At 40.7% G+C, this 20,558-nt stretch carries 19 protein-coding genes and 1 other annotated feature; all 19 genes read left to right on the top strand.

All coding sequences use genetic code 11. From position 1 onward, the window contains the following. A complete protein-coding gene (locus tag NSQ77_RS09830; RefSeq protein ID WP_339230677.1) occupies positions 1-402 on the top strand; it encodes a Mini-ribonuclease 3 in 402 nt (133 codons plus the stop codon). A gap of 1 nt (position 403) precedes the next feature. Further along, positions 404-1,150, top strand: a complete 747-nt coding sequence (rlmB, locus tag NSQ77_RS09825; RefSeq protein ID WP_339230675.1) for a 23S rRNA (guanosine(2251)-2'-O)-methyltransferase RlmB — start codon at positions 404-406, stop codon at positions 1,148-1,150. Continuing rightward, positions 1,151-1,660: an NYN domain-containing protein gene (locus tag NSQ77_RS09820; RefSeq protein WP_339230673.1), complete on the top strand. Its 510-nt coding sequence runs from the start codon at positions 1,151-1,153 to the stop codon at positions 1,658-1,660. A gap of 133 nt (positions 1,661-1,793) precedes the next feature. Continuing rightward, positions 1,794-2,441 (top strand): RNA polymerase sporulation sigma factor SigH, encoded by a 648-nt coding sequence (gene sigH, locus NSQ77_RS09815; RefSeq protein ID WP_339230671.1) that lies wholly within the window; start codon positions 1,794-1,796, stop codon positions 2,439-2,441. Positions 2,442-2,608: 167 nt separating this feature from the next. Then, positions 2,609-2,758: a 50S ribosomal protein L33 gene (gene rpmG / locus NSQ77_RS09810; protein WP_339230669.1), complete on the top strand. Its 150-nt coding sequence runs from the start codon at positions 2,609-2,611 to the stop codon at positions 2,756-2,758. 37 nt (positions 2,759-2,795) lie between these two features. Next, on the top strand, positions 2,796-2,963 hold the full coding sequence (gene secE / locus NSQ77_RS09805) for a preprotein translocase subunit SecE (protein WP_339230667.1): 168 nt from the start codon (positions 2,796-2,798) through the stop codon (positions 2,961-2,963). A 147-nt stretch (positions 2,964-3,110) separates the two neighbouring features. Further along, entirely contained in the window at positions 3,111-3,647 is a 537-nt protein-coding gene (gene nusG, locus NSQ77_RS09800) for a transcription termination/antitermination protein NusG (protein ID WP_095313578.1), read from the top strand. A 172-nt stretch (positions 3,648-3,819) separates the two neighbouring features. Then, the gene (rplK, locus tag NSQ77_RS09795) at positions 3,820-4,245 is read left to right on the top strand and encodes a 50S ribosomal protein L11 (RefSeq protein WP_149474218.1); all 426 of its coding nucleotides are present in this window, start codon (positions 3,820-3,822) and stop codon (positions 4,243-4,245) included. Between the two features lie 242 nt (positions 4,246-4,487). Then, on the top strand, positions 4,488-5,180 hold the full coding sequence (rplA, locus tag NSQ77_RS09790; protein WP_339230663.1) for a 50S ribosomal protein L1: 693 nt from the start codon (positions 4,488-4,490) through the stop codon (positions 5,178-5,180). Positions 5,181-5,229: 49 nt separating this feature from the next. Continuing rightward, positions 5,230-5,381: a sequence feature (ribosomal protein L10 leader region), on the top strand. Positions 5,382-5,423: 42 nt separating this feature from the next. Continuing rightward, a complete protein-coding gene (gene rplJ, locus NSQ77_RS09785; RefSeq protein ID WP_339230979.1) occupies positions 5,424-5,924 on the top strand; it encodes a 50S ribosomal protein L10 in 501 nt (166 codons plus the stop codon). Positions 5,925-5,981: 57 nt separating this feature from the next. Next, entirely contained in the window at positions 5,982-6,344 is a 363-nt protein-coding gene (gene rplL / locus NSQ77_RS09780) for a 50S ribosomal protein L7/L12 (RefSeq protein WP_339230661.1), read from the top strand. A 434-nt stretch (positions 6,345-6,778) separates the two neighbouring features. Continuing rightward, entirely contained in the window at positions 6,779-7,381 is a 603-nt protein-coding gene (locus tag NSQ77_RS09775) for a class I SAM-dependent methyltransferase (protein ID WP_339230660.1), read from the top strand. 678 nt (positions 7,382-8,059) lie between these two features. Further along, entirely contained in the window at positions 8,060-11,596 is a 3,537-nt protein-coding gene (rpoB, locus tag NSQ77_RS09770; RefSeq protein ID WP_339230658.1) for a DNA-directed RNA polymerase subunit beta, read from the top strand. Between the two features lie 122 nt (positions 11,597-11,718). Then, positions 11,719-15,327, top strand: coding sequence for a DNA-directed RNA polymerase subunit beta' (gene rpoC, locus NSQ77_RS09765; protein ID WP_339230656.1), 3,609 nt, complete (start codon positions 11,719-11,721; stop codon positions 15,325-15,327). Positions 15,328-15,507: 180 nt separating this feature from the next. Next, positions 15,508-15,759: a 50S ribosomal protein L7ae-like protein gene (locus NSQ77_RS09760; RefSeq protein ID WP_339230655.1), complete on the top strand. Its 252-nt coding sequence runs from the start codon at positions 15,508-15,510 to the stop codon at positions 15,757-15,759. Positions 15,760-15,903: 144 nt separating this feature from the next. Then, positions 15,904-16,323 (top strand): 30S ribosomal protein S12, encoded by a 420-nt coding sequence (rpsL, locus tag NSQ77_RS09755; protein WP_339230653.1) that lies wholly within the window; start codon positions 15,904-15,906, stop codon positions 16,321-16,323. Between the two features lie 39 nt (positions 16,324-16,362). Continuing rightward, positions 16,363-16,833 (top strand): 30S ribosomal protein S7, encoded by a 471-nt coding sequence (rpsG, locus tag NSQ77_RS09750; protein ID WP_339230652.1) that lies wholly within the window; start codon positions 16,363-16,365, stop codon positions 16,831-16,833. Between the two features lie 42 nt (positions 16,834-16,875). Beyond that, on the top strand, positions 16,876-18,954 hold the full coding sequence (gene fusA, locus NSQ77_RS09745; RefSeq protein WP_339230651.1) for an elongation factor G: 2,079 nt from the start codon (positions 16,876-16,878) through the stop codon (positions 18,952-18,954). A 127-nt stretch (positions 18,955-19,081) separates the two neighbouring features. Beyond that, a complete protein-coding gene (tuf, locus tag NSQ77_RS09740; RefSeq protein ID WP_339230650.1) occupies positions 19,082-20,269 on the top strand; it encodes an elongation factor Tu in 1,188 nt (395 codons plus the stop codon). The last annotated feature ends 289 nt before the right edge of the window (positions 20,270-20,558 follow it).

The following is a 20,558-nucleotide window of genomic DNA, read 5'->3' as shown; positions in this document are numbered from 1 at the left end:
ATGAAATTGGACCCAAAACAATTGAAAAGCTTAGCACTTGCATATATGGGGGATGCTATATATGAGACTCATGTTCGTGAGCATTTGCTTCAAAAAGGAACTGTAAAGCCGAACCAGCTGCATCAAGAAGCGATCTCCTTTGTCTCTGGAAAATCTCAAGCGGCTGTCATTCTAAACTGGACAGCCGAAGAGGGATTTTTAAGTGAGGAAGAAAAGGCGGTTGTAGGACGAGGCCGAAATGCTAAGTCTGGTTCTATACCGAAAAACACGAGTGTACAAACCTACCGTTATAGTACGGCATTTGAAGCATTGATTGGCTATCACTATTTATCTGGAAATGAAACACGTCTAAGCGAACTATTAGAGGCAGCAATTAAATTTGTAGAAGAAAGGAGTGTATGACATGGATCAGGAATTAATTATTGGCAAAAATCCAGTGATGGAAGCATTGAAGTCCGGCCGTTCTGTTAATAAAGTGGTTATTTCAGAGCAGTTAAATCCGACTGTGCAAAAGAAATTACAACAAATGGCGAGAGAAGCTGGAACGATTGTCCAACGGGTACCAAAATCGAAGCTTGAACAACTTGATTCTGGCAATCATCAGGGTGTGGTTGCATATGTTGCATCCTATCAATATGCATCAATTGATGATTTATTTCAACGGGCAGAGGAAAGAAGTGAAGATCCATTCTTCATCATTTTGGATGAACTAGAGGATCCACATAATTTAGGGTCTATTTTACGTACTGCAGATGCCACGGGAGCGCATGGAGTCATAATTCCAAAGCGTCGTTCGGTAGGCTTAACCGCAACTGTTGCGAAAACTGCTGCAGGAGCGATGGAGCATATTCCGGTAGCACGTGTAACGAATATCGCCAATACAATTGATGAATTAAAAGAAAGACAGGTATGGGTTGTTGGAACAGAGGCAGAGGCAACGGAGGACTACCGCAAGTTGGACGGGGCTTTACCAATCGCGCTCGTAATTGGCAATGAAGGAAAGGGCATTAGCCGACTGGTTCGCAAAAAGTGTGACTGGACAGTAAGTTTGCCAATGAAGGGGGAAGTTTCTTCTTTGAACGCTTCAGTTGCCTGCAGTTTGCTTCTCTATGAAGTATATCGTAAAAGACATCCAATGGGTGATGTTTAAATGGTCGTTCTTATTGTAGATGGCTATAACATTATTGGTGCATGGGAAGAGCTGCAGCAACTAAAGGAGAAGGAAATCGGACAAGCTCGCGACCGTCTGGTTGAACGGATGGCTGAATACCAAGCGTATTCAGGCCATCGTGTCATTATCGTATTTGATGCGTATTATGTTAAAGGGATTTCAAGTAAACTAAAGCAATATAAAGTTGAGGTTATTTATACAAAGGAAAAAGAAACAGCTGACGAATGTATCGAAAAGCTTGTTAGGAAAGTAAAAAACGTGAAAACACAAGTATATGTAGCCACATCTGATTATGCGGAGCAGCGTACGATTTTCGGACAAGGGGCACTTCGTAAATCTGCTAGGGAGTTATTTATCGAAATGCAGGATATTGAAAGAGAAATTGAAGTCAGCATTGAAATTCATAAAAAAATGCAGCCACAATCAAAAATTAATCTGGACGAAGATATCCTTCGGAAGTTTGAAAAGATGAGAAGAGGAGAAATATAGCATAAAAGTTTGACTTTTGTGCTATTTCGACATATTTTGCATGTAACCGCTTCTTATGCATGTTGACGGTTCTGAAACGAGTACTGTATACTAATTCCTAAGTGACAACAGAGATAGTCAGGAGGCAATCTTGATGAGTGTCGAGCAAATAGTAAAAGACAATCGAAGTATCAGTAAGCTTGAAGATGACGATTTGCTGCAGCTTGTTCGGCAAGGCGATAGTCGAGCGCTGGATTTATTAATACACAGGTACATTAATTTTGTCCGGGCAAAAGCGCGAACGTATTTTTTAATCGGTGCGGATAAAGAGGATATTATTCAAGAAGGAATGATTGGTTTATATAAGGCAATTCGTGATTATAATGGGGACAAGCTATCTTCATTTAAAGCATTTGCCGAGCTTTGTGTGACGCGCCAGATTATCACTGCCATTAAAACAGCGACAAGACAGAAGCATATTCCACTTAACTCCTATGTTTCCCTCGATAAGCCAATCTATGATGAAGAATCAGATCGCACGTTGTTGGATGTAATTGCAGGATCGAAAGAGATTGATCCTCAAGAGCTTCTCATTAACCGAGAAAACTTCGGAGATATGGAAACTAAATTATCCGAATTATTAAGCGAGTTGGAAAGGCAAGTGCTCCATTTGTATTTGGATGGGAGGTCTTACCAGGAAATATCAATTGAGTTAAAGCGACATGTGAAATCGATTGACAATGCCCTGCAACGGGTAAAGCGGAAGCTCGAACAACTGATGGATGCTTCTGAAACCACATAATTATTCTAGTATATAGATTGGAAGAATAACAAAAACTCAACGTGCCCAATTTTTTGGTTTACCTTTTGTTGTTATTTGGCTCGCGCTTTGTCGAGACGTTGACACGTTATGGCAATACGTGCTAAATTAGAAGAAAAGGAAAATACCCTATTTGCGGGGTGAAATAGATGAGTAATAAAATCACGTTAGCGTGTGCAATTTGTTCAAGCAGAAATTATACAACGAATAAGAATGTATCCACTAAGGCTACGAGATTAGAAGTACGCAAATTTTGCAAAACATGTGGGCAACATACATTGCATCGTGAAACGAAGTAAGTGCGCATTTTAGGCGGAGTTTTTGGGGGGTACAAGCATGTTCAAATTCTTTAAAGATGTATCTAGAGAAATGAAAAAAGTTAGCTGGCCTAAAGGTAAGGAGTTAACCAACTATACGATTATCGTTATTTCAACGGTAGCATTTGTAGCGCTATTCTTCTTTATTGTTGACTTAGGTATTTCTCAAGTTTTAAACTTATTTTGAATAAATATGTTTAATTATGCTATAATGAAAAATAATATTCCCTTTTAAAAGCCCGGTCAAAGCGGGTTTTTTAAATTGGTGAAAAGGCAGACGTTTCGTGATGAAATTATAAATTAAACTGCTGTAAAGGGAGGGAGTCCTGTTTAAATGGAGAAGAATTGGTATGTAGTTCATACGTATTCCGGTTACGAGAATAAAGTAAAGATGAACTTGGAAAAACGTGTAGAAACAATGGGAATGGAAGATAAAATTTTCCGTGTGATTGTCCCGGAAGATGAGGAAACCGAGATTAAAAACGGCAAAAAGAAAGTCATGAAAAAGAAATCATTCCCTGGTTATGTCTTAACAGAAATGATTATGACAGATGATTCCTGGTATGTTGTGAGAAACACACCTGGAGTTACTGGCTTTGTCGGGTCTAGTGGTCATGGTGCAAAACCGACACCATTACTGCCGGATGAAATTGATGTTGTGCTGAAACGTATGGGAGTATCGGAACCGACTGTACAGGTTGATTTTGAAATCAAAGAAAATGTACGTGTTGCTGATGGTCCGTTCACCGATTTTACAGGATCAATTGAGCACATTGATATGGACAAGCAAAAACTAAAAGTTCATGTTAATATGTTTGGGAGAGAAACACCTGTTGAATTGGATTTCTCGCAAGTTGAAAAGCTGTCTTAAAATGAATTTCTAAAAAAAGAGGCAACAAAACCTTGCATTATTTAGCATTTCATGCTAAAATTTTTTTGTTATTTATGCCCTGGTCAGGGTGTTGATAAATGGAGTGGGAGGGTATTCCAATACAATCATAGGACCCTATTACCACATCACGGACTTTAAGGAGGTGTGTCTCGTGGCTAAAAAAGTAATCAAGTTAGTAAAATTGCAAATCCCGGCTGGTAAAGCAAACCCAGCACCGCCAGTAGGACCGGCACTAGGTCAAGCAGGTGTTAATATCATGGGATTCTGTAAAGAATTCAATGCTCGTACACAAGATCAAGCGGGTTTAATTATTCCTGTTGAAATTACGGTATTTGAAGACCGTTCATTTACATTTATTACTAAGACTCCACCAGCAGCTGTTCTTTTGAAAAAAGCAGCAGGGCTTGACTCTGGTTCTGGTGAGCCTAACAAGAATAAAGTCGCTACATTGAAACGCGATCAAGTAAAAGAAATTGCGGAATCTAAAATGCCTGATTTAAACGCAGCTGATGTTGAAGCGGCAATGCGTATGGTTGAAGGTACTGCACGAAGCATGGGAATTGTTATTGAAGATTAATTCTCGCAAATAGAAAAGTATAAACCTTTCTATCTGCATAAGGCGGGCTAAGGCATTCGCCTAATCCTTGGCGATTGCCAAGTGTTCTAATACGGTATAGGTTGCGGTTGGCTGACCATTCGCAACCTTTTTCGTGGATGTAATGGACCTGTTTTTCAGGTTCGTTACATGCTTTATAAAAGCCGTGTGCTTTTATAAGTGGGAGGTATTACCGTTATAACCACAATAGAGGAGGAAATAAAATGGCAAAAACAGGTAAGAAGTATCAAGAAGCTGTGAAGCTTGTTGATCGTTCAAAAACGTATGAAATTAAAGAAGCTGTTGCGTTAGCGAAACAAACTGCTAAAGCAAACTTTGATGAAACAGTTGAAGCTGCATTCCGTCTTGGAGTTGATCCAAAGAAAGCAGATCAGCAAATCCGCGGAGCGATGGTATTGCCGCATGGAACTGGTAAAACACAACGCGTGCTAGTATTCGCTAAAGGTGAAAAAGCAAAAGAAGCAGAAGCTGCAGGAGCAGATTATGTAGGAGATGCAGAATTCATCGAGAAAATCAACAAAGGCTGGTTTGAATTCGATGTTATCGTAGCGACTCCTGACATGATGGCTGAAGTAGGTAAGCTTGGACGTGTGTTAGGACCAAAAGGCTTAATGCCAAATCCTAAAACAGGAACAGTTACTTTCGAAGTGGAAAAAGCTGTTAAAGATATTAAAGCTGGTAAAGTAGAATACCGTGTAGATAAATCTGCAAACATCCATGTTCCAATTGGAAAAATTTCATTTGAAGATGAAAAATTGATTGAAAACTTCGTAGCACTTACAGAGCAACTTGTAAAAGTAAAACCACAAGCTGCTAAAGGTACGTACATGAAGAATGTTTCAATCGCTTCTACAATGGGACCTGGAATTAAAGTTGACGTATCTGATTATCGTTAATTAGGTGTTGACTTTGTCGCAATGTTCCGGTATACTAAATTGCGTCATAAAAAACGAATATGTTATACCGTAGACAGTAGGTGCGGTTTTCCGCTTAATATCCTGCCGAGGTTTGTTTATAAACAGATGAGTTAATCCTTGTTGATATCCATTTGTTATATTAAGCTCCCATGTCTGCGTGGGAGCTTTTCTTATATATCTCAGCGGTGTAATGATATAGAAATGATAATAGGAGGTGGAACAATGTCTGCAGTAATTGAACAAAAGAAACAATTAGTTGATGAAATCACTGAAAAATTCCGTGCTAGTCAAACTTCAATAGTAGTTGACTACCGTGGACTTGATGTGGCAGAAGTTACAGCATTACGTAAAGAGCTACGCGATGCGGGAATTGAGTTTAAAGTGTACAAAAACACAATGACTCGTCGTGCTGTCGAAGCGGCAGAGCTTACAGGATTGAACGATGTGTTGGTGGGACCAACAGCGATCGCTTTCAGTAACGATGATGTAGTAGCGCCAGCAAGAATTCTTAACAACTTCATGAAAGAGCATGAGGCATTAGAAATCAAAGGTGGCGTTATCGAAGGTAATGTTGCTAGCCTTGATCAAATTAAAGAGCTTGCTGAGCTTCCAAACTACGAAGGTATGGTATCTATGCTGCTTAGCGTGCTTCAAGCACCTATCCGTAACTTTGCTTACGTTACAAAAGCAATTGCAGAACAAAAAGAAGAACAAGGCGCATAATAATCGCCTGACGTTAAATATATTATTAAATTAAAAATATTAGGAGGAAAATATATCATGACTAAAGAAGAAATGATTGGCGCAATCAAAGAAATGTCCGTTTTAGAATTAAACGATCTTGTTAAAGCGATTGAAGAAGAATTTGGAGTAACTGCTGCTGCACCTGTAGCTGCTGCTGGTGCTGCTGGTGGAGCTGCTGCTGAAGAGCAAACTGAATTTGATGTAGTACTTACAAGTGCTGGAGCATCAAAAATCAAAGTAGTAAAAGCTGTTCGTGAAATCACTGGTCTTGGTCTTAAAGACGCAAAAGACCTAGTTGATAACGCGCCAAAAGCAATTAAAGAAGGCGTAGCTAAAGAAGAAGCTGAAGAAGTTAAAACTAAACTTGAAGAAGCTGGCGCTGAAGTAGAAGTTAAATAATTTTGCTAATAGAAAATGATAGAGCTCGTCGAATTTCGGCGGGCTTTTTATCACGAATTAACAAACTGTAACATCCCTGCTTCTAAATGAGAGGATATTGTTTGTATCTTTGTGATATAGACAGTTTGAAAATTCCTGATTATGTTTAACTAGCATTCGGGGAGTAATCCCGGTGAATGAAGTTTCGCCTATCGGAAATTAATAGTGAAGCAGTGTTTAATTGTTGAGTCAACATAATTATGAGTTTCATGTTGATTGATTGTATAAGAGTGAAGTTCTAATATAACTGCTTTCGGCATTTCTCTTTTTGTACCTTTCACAACGTAGGAGTGCAAGAGAGAGTATCTCCGATTAAATTAAGTATATATATTATCTGAAGGCGGCTGGCTTTCGGATATCTTCAATTTAAATATGACTAAGAAGTAGGTGCCCAAATGTCTGAGCATTACTTTTCTAATAAACCTCAATCTAAAACTTTACCAAAAACATGGACATATCAATTAAGGGGAAAAGAATATACGTTCACAAGTGATGTTGGCGTATTTTCAAAAAACGAAGTAGATTTCGGTTCAAGACTTTTAATTGAGCAATTTCAGGAGCCTGCTGTTTCGGGAGATTTATTGGATCTTGGCTGTGGGTATGGACCAATCGGAATCGCACTTGCGGGGGAGTTTTCCGATCGTCGAATTGTAATGGTTGATGTGAATGAACGAGCACTTGCGCTTGCTGTGAAAAATGCGGGAGTCAACAATCAAACAAATACAGAGGTTGTTCGAAGTGACCGTTTATCAGGATTGTCTGGGCGGAAGTTCGCGGCTATTCTTACTAACCCACCGATTCGAGCGGGCAAGCAAGTGGTTCATCAAATGTTTGAGGATGCAAAAGAAGCTTTGCTTGCTGATGGTCAATTATGGGTTGTTATTCAAAAAAAACAAGGAGCACCCTCGGCGATGGATAAAATTGAGGCCTTGTTTGGCAATGTAGATGTTGTCGCAAAAAGTAAAGGATACTATATATTAAGAGCGTTAAATGTTTGACCACATAAAATTAATGTGGTAAGATTGGAAGATGGTAACATGGGGATTCTTTTGTCAAGGGAATCTTTATAAATATGGGACGTATATTTGATTGCTGAACGGCAACACTGGTAGAATCGGAAAAAGTGTAGGGTTTGCATCCAAAAGCAGAAGTGCCTGGTTAGCAGCGTATGGAATGGACTAAGCCTCTGACACAGTCAGTCGGCAGGTCTTCTTTATCATACGAGGCGAGAGTAGTCTCGCTGGTCGTTGAGTGCTGATTGGACACAGCTGTTGCGGTACTAGATATACTTGCAGCCAAATCTTATATTTAGTTTGTTTTATATTAAAGCCTTTTTTCTAGTTTACCAAAATAAATGCTATGTGTACAACTAGTATTTGTTGTATTGCTATCAAATGTCGCTTGAGAGTACGGTGTGTAAAACACTTCAAACGTACGCTGGCAAGCATGTTCCATGGTTGTTCAGCATGTTGCTGAACAAAAAACTTGGTAGATAGGAAAGTGAAAAACTTGCCTGTCTGCATTTGCGACGAAGGTATTTACCGAATGTCCGAGTTTTCTTACGTTAGGTTCGAAAAACAAAACTGAGAATCACATTTTCTCATATTGTTTTTTCTAAATATGATTCTCTTTTTGTCAAAAAACGACAAAAAGACACGATTTAAGGGGTGAAGCAGTTGACAGGTCAACTAGTTCAGTATGGACGGCACCGCCAGCGCAGGAGCTATGCACGTATCAGTGAAGTTTTAGAATTGCCGAATTTAATCGAGATTCAAACCGCTTCATATGAATGGTTCCTCGAAGAAGGCTTAAGAGAAATGTTCCAGGATATTTCTCCAATTGAAGATTTTACAGGAAATCTTTCCCTGGAGTTTGTAGATTACAGCTTAGGCGAGCCGAAGTATCCTGTAGATGAATCAAAGGAAAGAGATGTTACGTACAATGCTCCGCTTCGCGTGAAGGTTCGTTTAATTAATAATGAAACCGGTGAAGTGAAAGAACAGGAAGTATTTATGGGAGATTTCCCACTTATGACAGATACAGGTACATTTATTATTAATGGGGCTGAACGTGTTATCGTTTCACAGCTCGTACGTTCACCTAGTGTCTATTTTAATGAAAAAATTGATAAAAATGGTAAGCGTGGTATTGCTGCTACCGTTATTCCGAATCGTGGTGCATGGCTGGAGTTTGAAACGGATGCAAAAGACATTGCATATGTCCGCATTGATCGTACACGTAAATTGCCGATTACGGTATTGTTGCGTGCTTTAGGCTTCGGCACAGATCAGGAAATCGTCGATCTATTAGGCGAGAATGAATACTTACGAAATACACTTGAAAAAGATAATACAGAGACCACAGAGAAGGCATTGCTGGAAATTTATGAACGTTTGCGCCCTGGGGAGCCACCTACAGTGGAGAACGCGAAAAGCTTACTAATTTCTCGTTTCTTTGATCCGAAACGATATGACCTTGCACATGTTGGTCGCTATAAAATGAATAAAAAACTTCATATAAAAAACCGCTTGTTCAATCAAATCTTGGCTGAAGCTATTGTGGACCCTGAAACGGGAGAGGTTTTAGCTGAAAAAGGCGAGCGATTAGAACGCAAGCTATTGGATAAAATTCTCCCATATTTAGAAAGGGAAGAAGATCGTTTTGGTGAGCGTGTTCTTGAACCGCATGATGGCATTCTGGAAGATGAAATTAACATTCAGTCCGTTAAAATTATAGACCCAACTGATCCGAGCGGTGAGCGTGAATTAACAGTAATCGGAAATGGCGGGGTAACAAAGGAAGTTAAAAATATAACTCCAGCTGACATTTTGGCTTCAATCAGTTATTTCTTTAATCTGCTCTACAAGGTTGGAGATACAGACGATATTGACCACCTTGGAAACCGTCGATTACGTTCTGTTGGCGAGTTATTACAAAATCAATTCCGTATCGGTTTATCCCGAATGGAACGTGTTGTGCGTGAAAGAATGTCGATTCAGGACACATCCAGTGTAACGCCACAGCAATTAATCAATATTCGTCCGGTAATTGCTTCGATTAAAGAGTTCTTCGGAAGCTCTCAGCTTTCGCAATTTATGGATCAGACAAATCCATTAGGGGAGCTGACGCATAAACGTCGTCTATCCGCATTAGGACCGGGTGGTTTGACTCGTGAGCGTGCAGGGTTTGAAGTGCGTGACGTTCACTACTCTCACTATGGTCGTATGTGTCCGATTGAAACGCCGGAGGGACCGAACATTGGATTAATCAACTCGCTATCAAGCTATGCGAAGGTAAATAAATTTGGATTTATCGAATCACCATACCGCCGAGTAGACCCGGAAACTGGTGAAGTTACAATGCAAATTGACTACCTGACAGCGGACGAACAAGATAACTATATTGTTGCACAAGCGAACGCAAAACTTGATGAGAATAATAAATTCGTAGATGCTGAAGTAATTGCTCGTTTCCGTGAAGACAATATCATTGTTTCACGCGATAAAATCGACTATATGGATGTATCGCCGAAACAGGTAGTCTCTGCGGCGACAGCTTGTATTCCATTCTTGGAAAACGATGACTCTAACCGTGCATTGATGGGTGCGAACATGCAACGTCAGGCTGTTCCTTTAATGAAGCCTGAAGCGCCAATTGTTGGTACTGGTATGGAGTATGTGAACGGGAAAGACTCCGGAGCTGCGGTAATCAGCCGTGGTGAAGGTGTTGTGGAACGTGTAGAAGCGAAAGAAATTGTTGTCCGTCACATTACTGAAGTAGACGGAAAAGAGGTTCAAGGTGACGTTATTCGCTATAAGCTGCAAAAATATCAACGCTCCAACCAAGGAACTTGCTATAATCAGCGTCCGATTGTTAGCGAAGGTGATCGTGTAACCAAAGGCGAGGTACTTGCTGACGGACCTTCAATGGAAGATGGAGAACTTGCTTTAGGCCGTAACGTTCTAGTCGGATTTATGACATGGGAAGGTTACAACTATGAGGATGCGATCATCATGAGTGAAAGACTTGTAAAAGATGATGTCTATACATCCATCCATATTGAAGAATTCGAGTCAGAAGCGCGTGATACAAAACTTGGACCGGAAGAAATCACAAGAGATATCCCGAATGTTGGGGAAGACGCACTGAAAAATCTGGATGAATACGGAATTATCCGTGTAGGTGCAGAAGTAACCGATGGAGATATTCTAGTTGGTAAAGTAACACCTAAAGGGGTTACGGAGCTATCTGCGGAGGAAAGGCTTTTGCATGCTATCTTCGGTGAGAAGGCTCGTGAAGTCCGAGATACATCCCTTCGTGTTCCTCATGGCGGAGGCGGTATTGTACTGGATGTTAAAATCTTCAACCGTGAAGATGGAGACGAACTGCCACCAGGAGTTAACCAGCTGGTTCGTGCGTATATTGTTCAAAAACGTAAAATCCATGAAGGGGATAAAATGGCTGGTCGTCACGGTAACAAAGGGGTTATCTCCAAAATTTTACCGGAAGAGGATATGCCGTTTTTACCAGATGGTACACCAATCGACATTATGCTTAACCCGCTTGGGGTTCCATCACGTATGAACATCGGACAAGTGTTTGAGCTGCATTTAGGTATGGCTGCCAGACAGCTTGGCATTCATGTTGCCAGTCCTGTATTTGATGGAGCGACAGAGGAAGATGTATGGGAAACACTTGAAGAAGCAGGCATGCCAAGAGATGCGAAAACAATTCTTTATGACGGCCGTACTGGAGAAGCGTTCGATAATCGTGTGTCCGTAGGGGTTATGTATATGATCAAGCTTGCGCACATGGTTGATGATAAACTTCACGCGCGTTCAACTGGACCATATTCACTTGTAACACAGCAGCCGCTTGGTGGTAAAGCACAATTCGGTGGACAACGATTTGGTGAGATGGAGGTTTGGGCGTTAGAAGCCTACGGTGCAGCATACACACTACAGGAAATTCTTACTGTGAAATCGGATGATACAGTAGGACGTGTGAAAACATATGAAGCAATTGTTAAAGGCGATAATGTTCCAGAGCCAGGAGTGCCGGAATCCTTCAAGGTACTGATCAAGGAATTACAAAGTCTTGGAATGGATGTAAAAATGCTTTCCAGTGACGAACAAGAAATCGATATGCGCGAGCTGGAAGAGGAAGAAGTTCAGGCTGCAACAAAGCTTAATATCGATGTGGAAGAGAATTAATAAAACAATACAGAATTGGTTCCGGGGTCTTTTCAAGATCCCGCTGAGCCATTCTGTTGTATATAATTATTTTTACATGAACCCAGAGGTAAAATTGCACATTAAAAAGGGAGGATTGCCCCTTGTTAGATGTAAATAATTTTGAGTATATGAAAATAGGTCTTGCTTCACCAGAAAAAATCCGTTCTTGGTCTTATGGTGAAGTGAAAAAACCAGAAACGATTAACTACCGTACGTTAAAGCCTGAAAAGGATGGCTTGTTCTGTGAACGTATTTTCGGACCGCAGAAGGATTGGGAATGTCATTGTGGTAAGTACAAACGTGTACGTTATAAAGGTGTAGTTTGTGATCGCTGCGGTGTTGAAGTAACAAAGGCAAAAGTTCGCCGTGAACGCATGGGTCATATTGAGCTTGCAGCACCTGTATCCCATATTTGGTATTTCAAAGGTATTCCAAGCCGGATGGGTCTTGTGCTAGATATGTCTCCACGTGCATTGGAAGAGGTTATTTATTTTGCTGCATATATCGTTACAGATCCAGGTGGCACTCCTTTAGAGAAGAAACAGTTATTATCGGAAAAAGAATACCGTGCTTATTACGATAAGTATGGCAATACATTTAAAGCACAAATGGGCGCAGAAGCGATTCGTAAGCTTCTTCAGGATATTGACCTTGAAAAAGAAGTTGATGCTTTGAGAGAAGAACTCAAATCAGCACAAGGTCAAAGAAGAACACGGGCAATTAAACGCCTGGAAGTGATGGAAGCATTCCGTCATTCTGGTAATGATACGAGTTGGATGGTATTGGATGTTCTTCCGGTTATACCGCCGGAAATTCGCCCTATGGTACAGTTGGATGGTGGGCGTTTTGCAACTTCCGACTTGAATGACCTGTATCGTCGTGTAATTAATCGTAACAACCGTTTGAAACGCTTATTAGATCTTGGAGCTCCAAGCATTATTGTGCAAAACGAAAAACGCATGCTTCAAGAAGCAGTTGATGCATTGATTGATAATGGTCGCCGCGGCCGTCCAGTTACAGGACCGGGTAATCGTCCGTTGAAATCTTTGTCACATATGTTAAAAGGGAAACAAGGCCGTTTCCGTCAGAACTTACTCGGAAAACGAGTGGATTATTCTGGCCGTTCGGTTATTATTGTTGGACCAAGTCTTAAATTGTATCAATGTGGATTGCCGAGAGAAATGGCGTTGGAGCTTTTCAAACCATTTATTATGAAAGAACTTGTGGAACGAGGGCTTGCTCATAATATTAAATCGGCTAAACGTAAAATTGAACGTGTACATGCGGATGTATGGGATGTCTTAGAAGATGTCATTAAAGAACATCCAGTTTTACTTAACCGGGCACCAACATTGCACCGATTAGGTATTCAAGCCTTTGAACCAACACTGGTAGATGGACGCGCAATTCGTTTGCATCCATTGGTATGTACAGCTTACAACGCTGACTTTGATGGTGACCAAATGGCTGTTCACGTACCGTTATCAGCAGAAGCACAGGCAGAAGCTCGTATTCTAATGCTTGCTGCTCAAAACATTTTGAACCCGAAAGATGGAAAACCGGTTGTAACACCTTCACAGGATATGGTATTAGGAAACTACTACCTAACGCTGGAGCGTGAAGATGCAATCGGAGAAGGAAGCATTTTTAAAGATGCGAGCGAAGCGTATATTGCATATCAAAACGGCTATGTTCATTTGCACACACGTGTAGGTGTAGATGCATCTAGTCTTCATAACAAGACTTTCACTGAAGAGCAAAACAGCCAAATAATGCTAACGACAGTTGGTAAGTTAATTTTTAATGAAATCTTACCAGAGTCATTCCCGTATATTAATGAGCCGTCCAAAGTAAATCTTGAGGAAAAAACCCCAGAGCATTACTTCGTGGAACGAGGAGTTAATATTAAAGAGGAAATTAAAAAGCGTGAGCTAGTTAAGCCGTTTAAGAAAGGCTTCTTAGGGGACATTATCGCTGAAGTATTTAAACGGTATAAAATTACAGAGACTTCAAAAATGCTTGACCGGATGAAGGATCTTGGATTCAGTTATTCCACAAAGGCTGGTATGACAGTTGGTATCTCAGATATCGTTGTATTAGCTGAAAAAGAGGAAATCTTAGACGAAGCACAAATTAGAGTAGATAAAGTACTAAAACAATTCCGTCGTGGTTTAATCACAGAGGAAGAACGCTATGATCGTGTAATCTCGATTTGGTCTAAAGCGAAAGATGTCATTCAAGATAAATTGATGGGATCATTAAGTAACCGAAACCCAATCTTTATGATGAGTGATTCTGGAGCGAGGGGTAACGCTTCTAACTTTACACAGCTTGCAGGTATGCGCGGACTTATGGCCGATCCGGGTGGAAGAATCATCGAGATCCCGATTAAATCAAGTTTCCGTGAAGGCTTAACAGTACTTGAGTACTTTATTTCAACTCACGGTGCTCGTAAAGGACTTGCGGATACGGCATTAAAAACTGCGGACTCTGGTTACTTAACAAGACGACTTGTTGACGTAGCACAGGATGTTATTATCCGTGAAGCAGACTGCGGAACTGATCGTGGCTTAAATGTTTCTGCGTTAGTCGATGGATCAGAAGTTATTGAACCGCTAATTGACCGATTAATTGGTCGGACCGCTTTCATGAATGTAAAACATCCGGAAACAGGAGAGCTGATTGTTGGAAAGAATGAACTGATTACAGAAGATCAAGCGAAAACTATTATTGAAGCAGATATTGAAGAGGTAACGATTCGAACTGCCTTTACATGTAATACGAAACATGGCGTTTGCCAAAAATGTTATGGCCGCAACCTGGCAACAGGTGCTAATGTGGAAGTGGGAGAAGCTGTAGGTATTATTGCTGCTCAATCAATTGGTGAGCCTGGTACACAGCTAACAATGCGTACATTCCATACCGGTGGGGTTGCAGGAGACGATATTACACAAGGTTTACCGCGTATTCAGGAGCTATTCGAAGCGCGTAATCCAAAAGGTCAAGCCGTTATTACGGAAATCGATGGTACTGTTCAAGAATTTAAAGAAGTTAAAGATAAACAAGAGGTTGTTATCCAAGGTGCTGTTGAGCAACGCTCGTATGCAGTTCCGTACAATGCTCGTATGAAGGTTACAATCGGAGATACGGTTGTAGCTGGGCAAGAGCTTACAGAAGGTTCGGTTGATCCAAAAGAACTCCTTCGCGTAAAAGGTGTAGATGGCGTTCAAGATTACTTGCTTCGCGAAGTACAGCGCGTTTACCGTATGCAAGGGGTAGAAATTGGTGACAAACACGTAGAAGTAATGGTTCGTCAAATGCTTCGCAAAGTCCGTGTTAATTCTGCGGGTGATACAGATGTGTTACCAGGATCCTTACTTGAATTACATCAATTCAAGGATGCCAACCACACTGTTCTTAACGATGGCGGAGAGCCTGCTACAGGCCGTCCGGTATTATTAGGTATAACGAAAGCATCTCTTGAGACAGATTCATTCCTTTCTGCCGCATCGTTCCAAGAAACAACTCGTGTTCTTACAGATGCAGCAATTAAAGGAAAACGCGATGAGCTGCTTGGCTTAAAAGAAAATGTTATTATCGGTAAACTTGTTCCAGCAGGTACTGGAATGCAACAATACCGCAGCATTAGAGCAGATATGGATCGTCCAGAAGAAGCGGAAGTTCAGGAAGAAACAGAAACTGTTCAATAATCGTAACTGTTAACGTGATGACTTTATTCCGATTTGAATAAGAGATTCGGAGTAAGCTGAAACAAGTAAAAAATCGGGAACACCAAAAAATATAACCATTTTTATATTGACATTAAAAAACGAGAATGGTACTATATTCAAGGTGCTCCCGTTATACTTGTTACTTTGGAGGATGACAAAATGTCTTATGAAAAAGTGACAAAGCTTAAGTCACGTATAATCGTTGGGAAAAAGCAGACACTGAAAGCCATAAAAAATGGCGAAGTAAGTGAAGTGTATATTGCTGAAGATGCTGACAAGCAATTAACACAAGAAGTAGTCAGTTTAGCAATTGAACAAGGTATACCATATCAGCATGTGGATTCCATGAAAAAACTTGGTGCCGCTTGTGGCATTAAAGTAGGCGCAGCAGCTGTGGCGCTTAGAAAATAACTATTTTAGTGTGTCAAATCACTAAAATCTTATTTTTTACCTAAATATGAACCACCTGGATGTGTGGTATTACAATCGGTGTTCAGGAAGATCTGATTGCTGATTTTAATTAAATAATTTATTTTGGAAGGGAGGACATCAATAATGCCTACTATTAACCAATTAGTCCGCAAAGGACGTGTAAGTAAAGTAAAGAAATCCGATTCACCAGCACTTAACAAAGGGTACAACAGTTTCAAAAAGAGACTTACGGACCAAAGCTCTCCACAAAAACGTGGTGTTTGTACACGTGTTGGTACACTAACTCCAAAGAAACCGAACTCTGCACTTCGTAAATATGCGCGTGTTCGTTTATCAAATAACATGGAAGTAACTGCATATATCCCAGGTATCGGACACAACCTACAAGAGCATAGTGTTGTATTAATTCGTGGTGGTCGTGTAAAAGACTTACCAGGGGTACGTTACCACATTGTTCGTGGTGCGCTAGATACTGCAGGAGTAGAAGGACGTATGCAAGGACGTTCTAAATACGGTACTAAAAAACCAAAAGAGAAAAAATAAGCTTTTAAAATATTATAGCTAGGAAAGGAGGATACTAGTATGCCTCGTAAAGGACCAGTGCCAAAACGTGATGTATTGCCAGATCCGCTTTATAATTCAAAATTAGTAACTCGTTTAATCAATCAAATTATGATTGATGGTAAACGAGGGAAAGCACAAAAAATTCTTTACAATGCGTTTGAACTAGTTTCTGAAAGAAGCGGTCAAAACGCAATGGAAGTTTTTGAGCAAGCTATGAAAAACGTAATGCCTGTACTTGAAGTTCGTGCCCGCCGTGTAGGTGGTTCTAACTACCAAGTACCAGTTGAGGTTCGCCCTGAACGTCGTCAAGCATTAGGATTGCGTTACATTGTTAACTACTCACGCCTTCGCGGTGAGAAAACGATGGAAGAACGTCTTGCGAATGAAATCTTGGATGCTTCTAACAATACAGGAGCTGCTGTTAAGAGACGTGAAGAAATGCATAAAATGGCAGAAGCGAACAAAGCATTCGCTCACTACCGTTGGTAATACAAATCTAACAAAAGCTTTTAAGAGGAAGGAGAAGAATACATGGCTAGAGAGTTCTCCTTGGAAAAGACGCGTAATATTGGGATTATGGCGCATATCGATGCAGGTAAAACCACTACTACTGAGCGTATTCTTTTCTATACAGGACGTATTCACAAGATTGGTGAAACACATGAAGGTGCCTCGCAGATGGACTGGATGGAACAAGAGCAGGAGCGTGGAATTACAATTACTTCCGCGGCTACAACTGCTTCTTGGAAAGAACACCGCATTAACATCATTGATACACCTGGACACGTAGACTTCACAGTAGAAGTTGAGCGTTCATTGCGTGTACTTGATGGAGCTGTTACAGTTCTTGATGCACAATCAGGTGTAGAACCACAAACTGAAACGGTATGGCGCCAAGCTACAACGTACGGTGTACCACGTATCGTTTTCATTAACAAAATGGATAAAACAGGTGCAGACTTCTTGTATTCTACTGGAACATTAAGAGAGCGCTTGGGTGCTAATGCACATCCGGTTCAGATGCCGATTGGCGCTGAAGATCAATTTAATGGAATTATTGACTTAATCAACATGGAAGCTCACTTCTATAAAGATGATTTGGGTACAGTTGATGAATCAAGTGAAATTCCAGCAGAATTACTAGAGCAAGCTGAAGAATTACGTGGTAACTTAATTGAAGCTGTTGCTGAAACAGATGAAGAGCTAATGATGAAATACCTTGAAGGAGAAGAAATCTCTAAAGAGGAATTAAAAGCTGCTATTCGTCAAGCAACATTGAGTGTTGAGTTTTACCCAGTATTCTGCGGTTCAGCATTTAAAAACAAAGGTGTTCAGTTAATGCTTGATGGTGTAATTGACTATCTTCCAGCTCCAACAGACGTACCTCCGATTGAAGGTATTATACCTGGAACTGAAGAAGAGGTAACTCGCCCATCATCTGATGACGCACCATTCTCAGCTTTAGCGTTTAAAGTTATGACAGATCCATTCGTTGGTAAGTTGACTTTCTTCCGCGTATACTCTGGAACATTAGATTCAGGCTCTTACGTGAAAAACTCTGTAAAGGATAAACGTGAACGTGTAGGACGTATTCTGCAAATGCACGCGAACTCCCGTGAAGAGATCTCTACTGCATATGCGGGTGAAATTGCTGCAGCAGTTGGGTTGAAAGATACATCTACTGGAGATACACTTTGTGATGAAAAAGATCTAGTTATTCTAGAATCTATGGAATTCCCAGAACCAGTTATCTCTGTCGCTATTGAACCTAAAACAAAAGCTGACCAAGATAAAATGGGTACTGCATTAGCTAAATTAGCTGAAGAGGATCCAACATTCAGAACTGAAACGAACCCAGAAACTGGTCAAACAATTATCTCTGGTATGGGTGAGCTTCACCTGGATATTATTGTAGACCGCTTGAAGCGTGAGTTTAAAGTAGAAGCAAACGTTGGTGCGCCACAGGTTGCATACCGTGAAACGTTCCGTACAGCTGCTGAAGTTGAAGGTAAATTCGTACGTCAGTCTGGTGGACGCGGTCAGTTCGGTCACGTTTGGATCAAATTCGAGCCAAATGAAACAGGCGCTGGATTTGAATTTGAAAACAAAATTGTCGGTGGGGTTGTACCACGTGAATACATTCCTGCAGTTGAGCAAGGTGTATCAGAAGCTATGGATAATGGTGTCCTAGCTGGATATCCACTAATCGACGTGAAAGCAACACTATTTGATGGAAGCTATCATGATGTTGACTCAAACGAGATGGCATTTAAAGTAGCTGCATCAATGGCATTAAAAGCTGCGAAAAACAAATGTAACCCAGTACTTCTTGAACCAATGATGCGTGTAGAAATCGTAATTCCAGAAGAATACATGGGAGACATTATGGGTGATGTTACATCACGTCGCGGACGTATTGAAGGTATGGAAGCACGCGGAAACGCACAGCTTGTTAAAGGTTTCGTACCATTAGCAGAAATGTTCGGTTACGCAACTGCCCTACGTTCAAACACTCAAGGTCGCGGAACATATACAATGACATTCGACCATTATGAAGAAGTGCCGAAAAGCATTTCTGAGGAAATTATCGAGAAAAACACAGGCAAATAATTGATTTTTTTCTCAATCTAACGTATAACAATTAGTATAAAGGCTAAGGGATAACTTGAAGTTATTACTTCTTAGTTGATTATATAAACTTAAAAAAACTTTTATTTATTTAAAGGAGGAACTATAAATGGCTAAAGAAAAATTCGATCGCTCCAAAAGTCACGTTAACGTTGGTACATTAGGACACGTTGACCATGGTAAAACTACATTAACAGCTGCTATCACAACTGTACTTGCAAAACACGGTGGTGGAGAAGCACGTGGTTATGACCAAATTGATGGTGCACCAGAAGAAAGAGAACGTGGTATCACAATCTCAACTTCTCACGTAGAATATGAAACTGAAACTCGTCACTATGCACACGTTGACTGCCCAGGTCACGCTGACTATGTTAAAAACATGATCACTGGTGCTGCACAAATGGACGGAGCTATCCTAGTAGTATCTGCTGCTGATGGTCCAATGCCACAAACTCGTGAGCATATCCTTCTATCTCGTAACGTTGGGGTACCTGCTTTCGTAGTATTCCTTAACAAAACAGATATGGTAGATGATGAAGAGCTTCTTGAATTAGTAGAAATGGAAGTTCGCGATCTATTAACTGAGTACGATTTCCCTGGTGATGATGTACCAGTAATCAAAGGTTCTGCACTTAAAGCCCTTGAAGGCGATGCAAGCTATGAAGAAAAAATTCTTGAGTTAATGGCTGCTGTTGATGAGTATATCCCAACTCCAGAACGTGACAAAGAAAAACCTTTCATGATGCCTGTTGAGGATGTATTCTCAATCACTGGTCGTGGAACAGTTGCAACTGGTCGTGTTGAGCGTGGAGAAGTTAAAGTTGGAGATGAAGTTGAAATCATCGGTCTTGCTGAAGAAGCAAGCAAAACAACTGTAACTGGTGTTGAAATGTTCCGTAAGCTTCTTGACTACGCTGAAGCTGGTGACAACATTGGTGCACTACTACGTGGTGTAGCTCGTGATGACATCAACCGTGGTCAAGTACTAGCAAAGCCTGGTACAATTACACCACACACAAACTTCAAAGCTGAAGTTTATGTATTGTCAAAAGAAGAAGGTGGACGTCATACTCCATTCTTCTCAAACTATCGCCCACAGTTCTACTTCCGTACAACTGACGTAACTGGAGTTATCGAACTTCCAGAGGGCGTTGAAATGGTAATGCCTGGTGATAACATTGAAATGACAGTTGAACTTATCTCACCAATCGCTATTGAAGACGGTACTCGTTTCTCAATTCGTGAAGGTGGACGTACTGTAGGTTCAGGTGTTGTATCATCTATCCAAAAATAATAAGTGTTTCTATAAAACAGGTAACGTGACGACGTTACCTGTTTTTTTGCATTTAACACGTTTGTTTACCATGCTATCGGAACATTATACGCAAATACATAGACTTCGAACTAATGTACATTGAGAGATTGTGCGTATACACCCTTCGGAAACACACTACGCGCACCTTAGGGTGACCCGGCGTTTCTTGAATTATCGTTCTGCTAAGTCTCACTCTGGCCACGTTTCCCACAGGAGTCTTCGTGTGTTTCCTCCGCTAGTAATGGTTCACTGGCTAATACTAACATGG

The sequence above is a fragment of the Oceanobacillus sp. FSL K6-2867 genome (assembly GCF_037963145.1).
Lineage (GTDB): Bacteria > Bacillota > Bacilli > Bacillales > Amphibacillaceae > Oceanobacillus.
The sequence above is the reverse complement of the archived record's forward strand: the minus strand, read 5'-3'. Positions and strand labels throughout refer to the sequence as shown.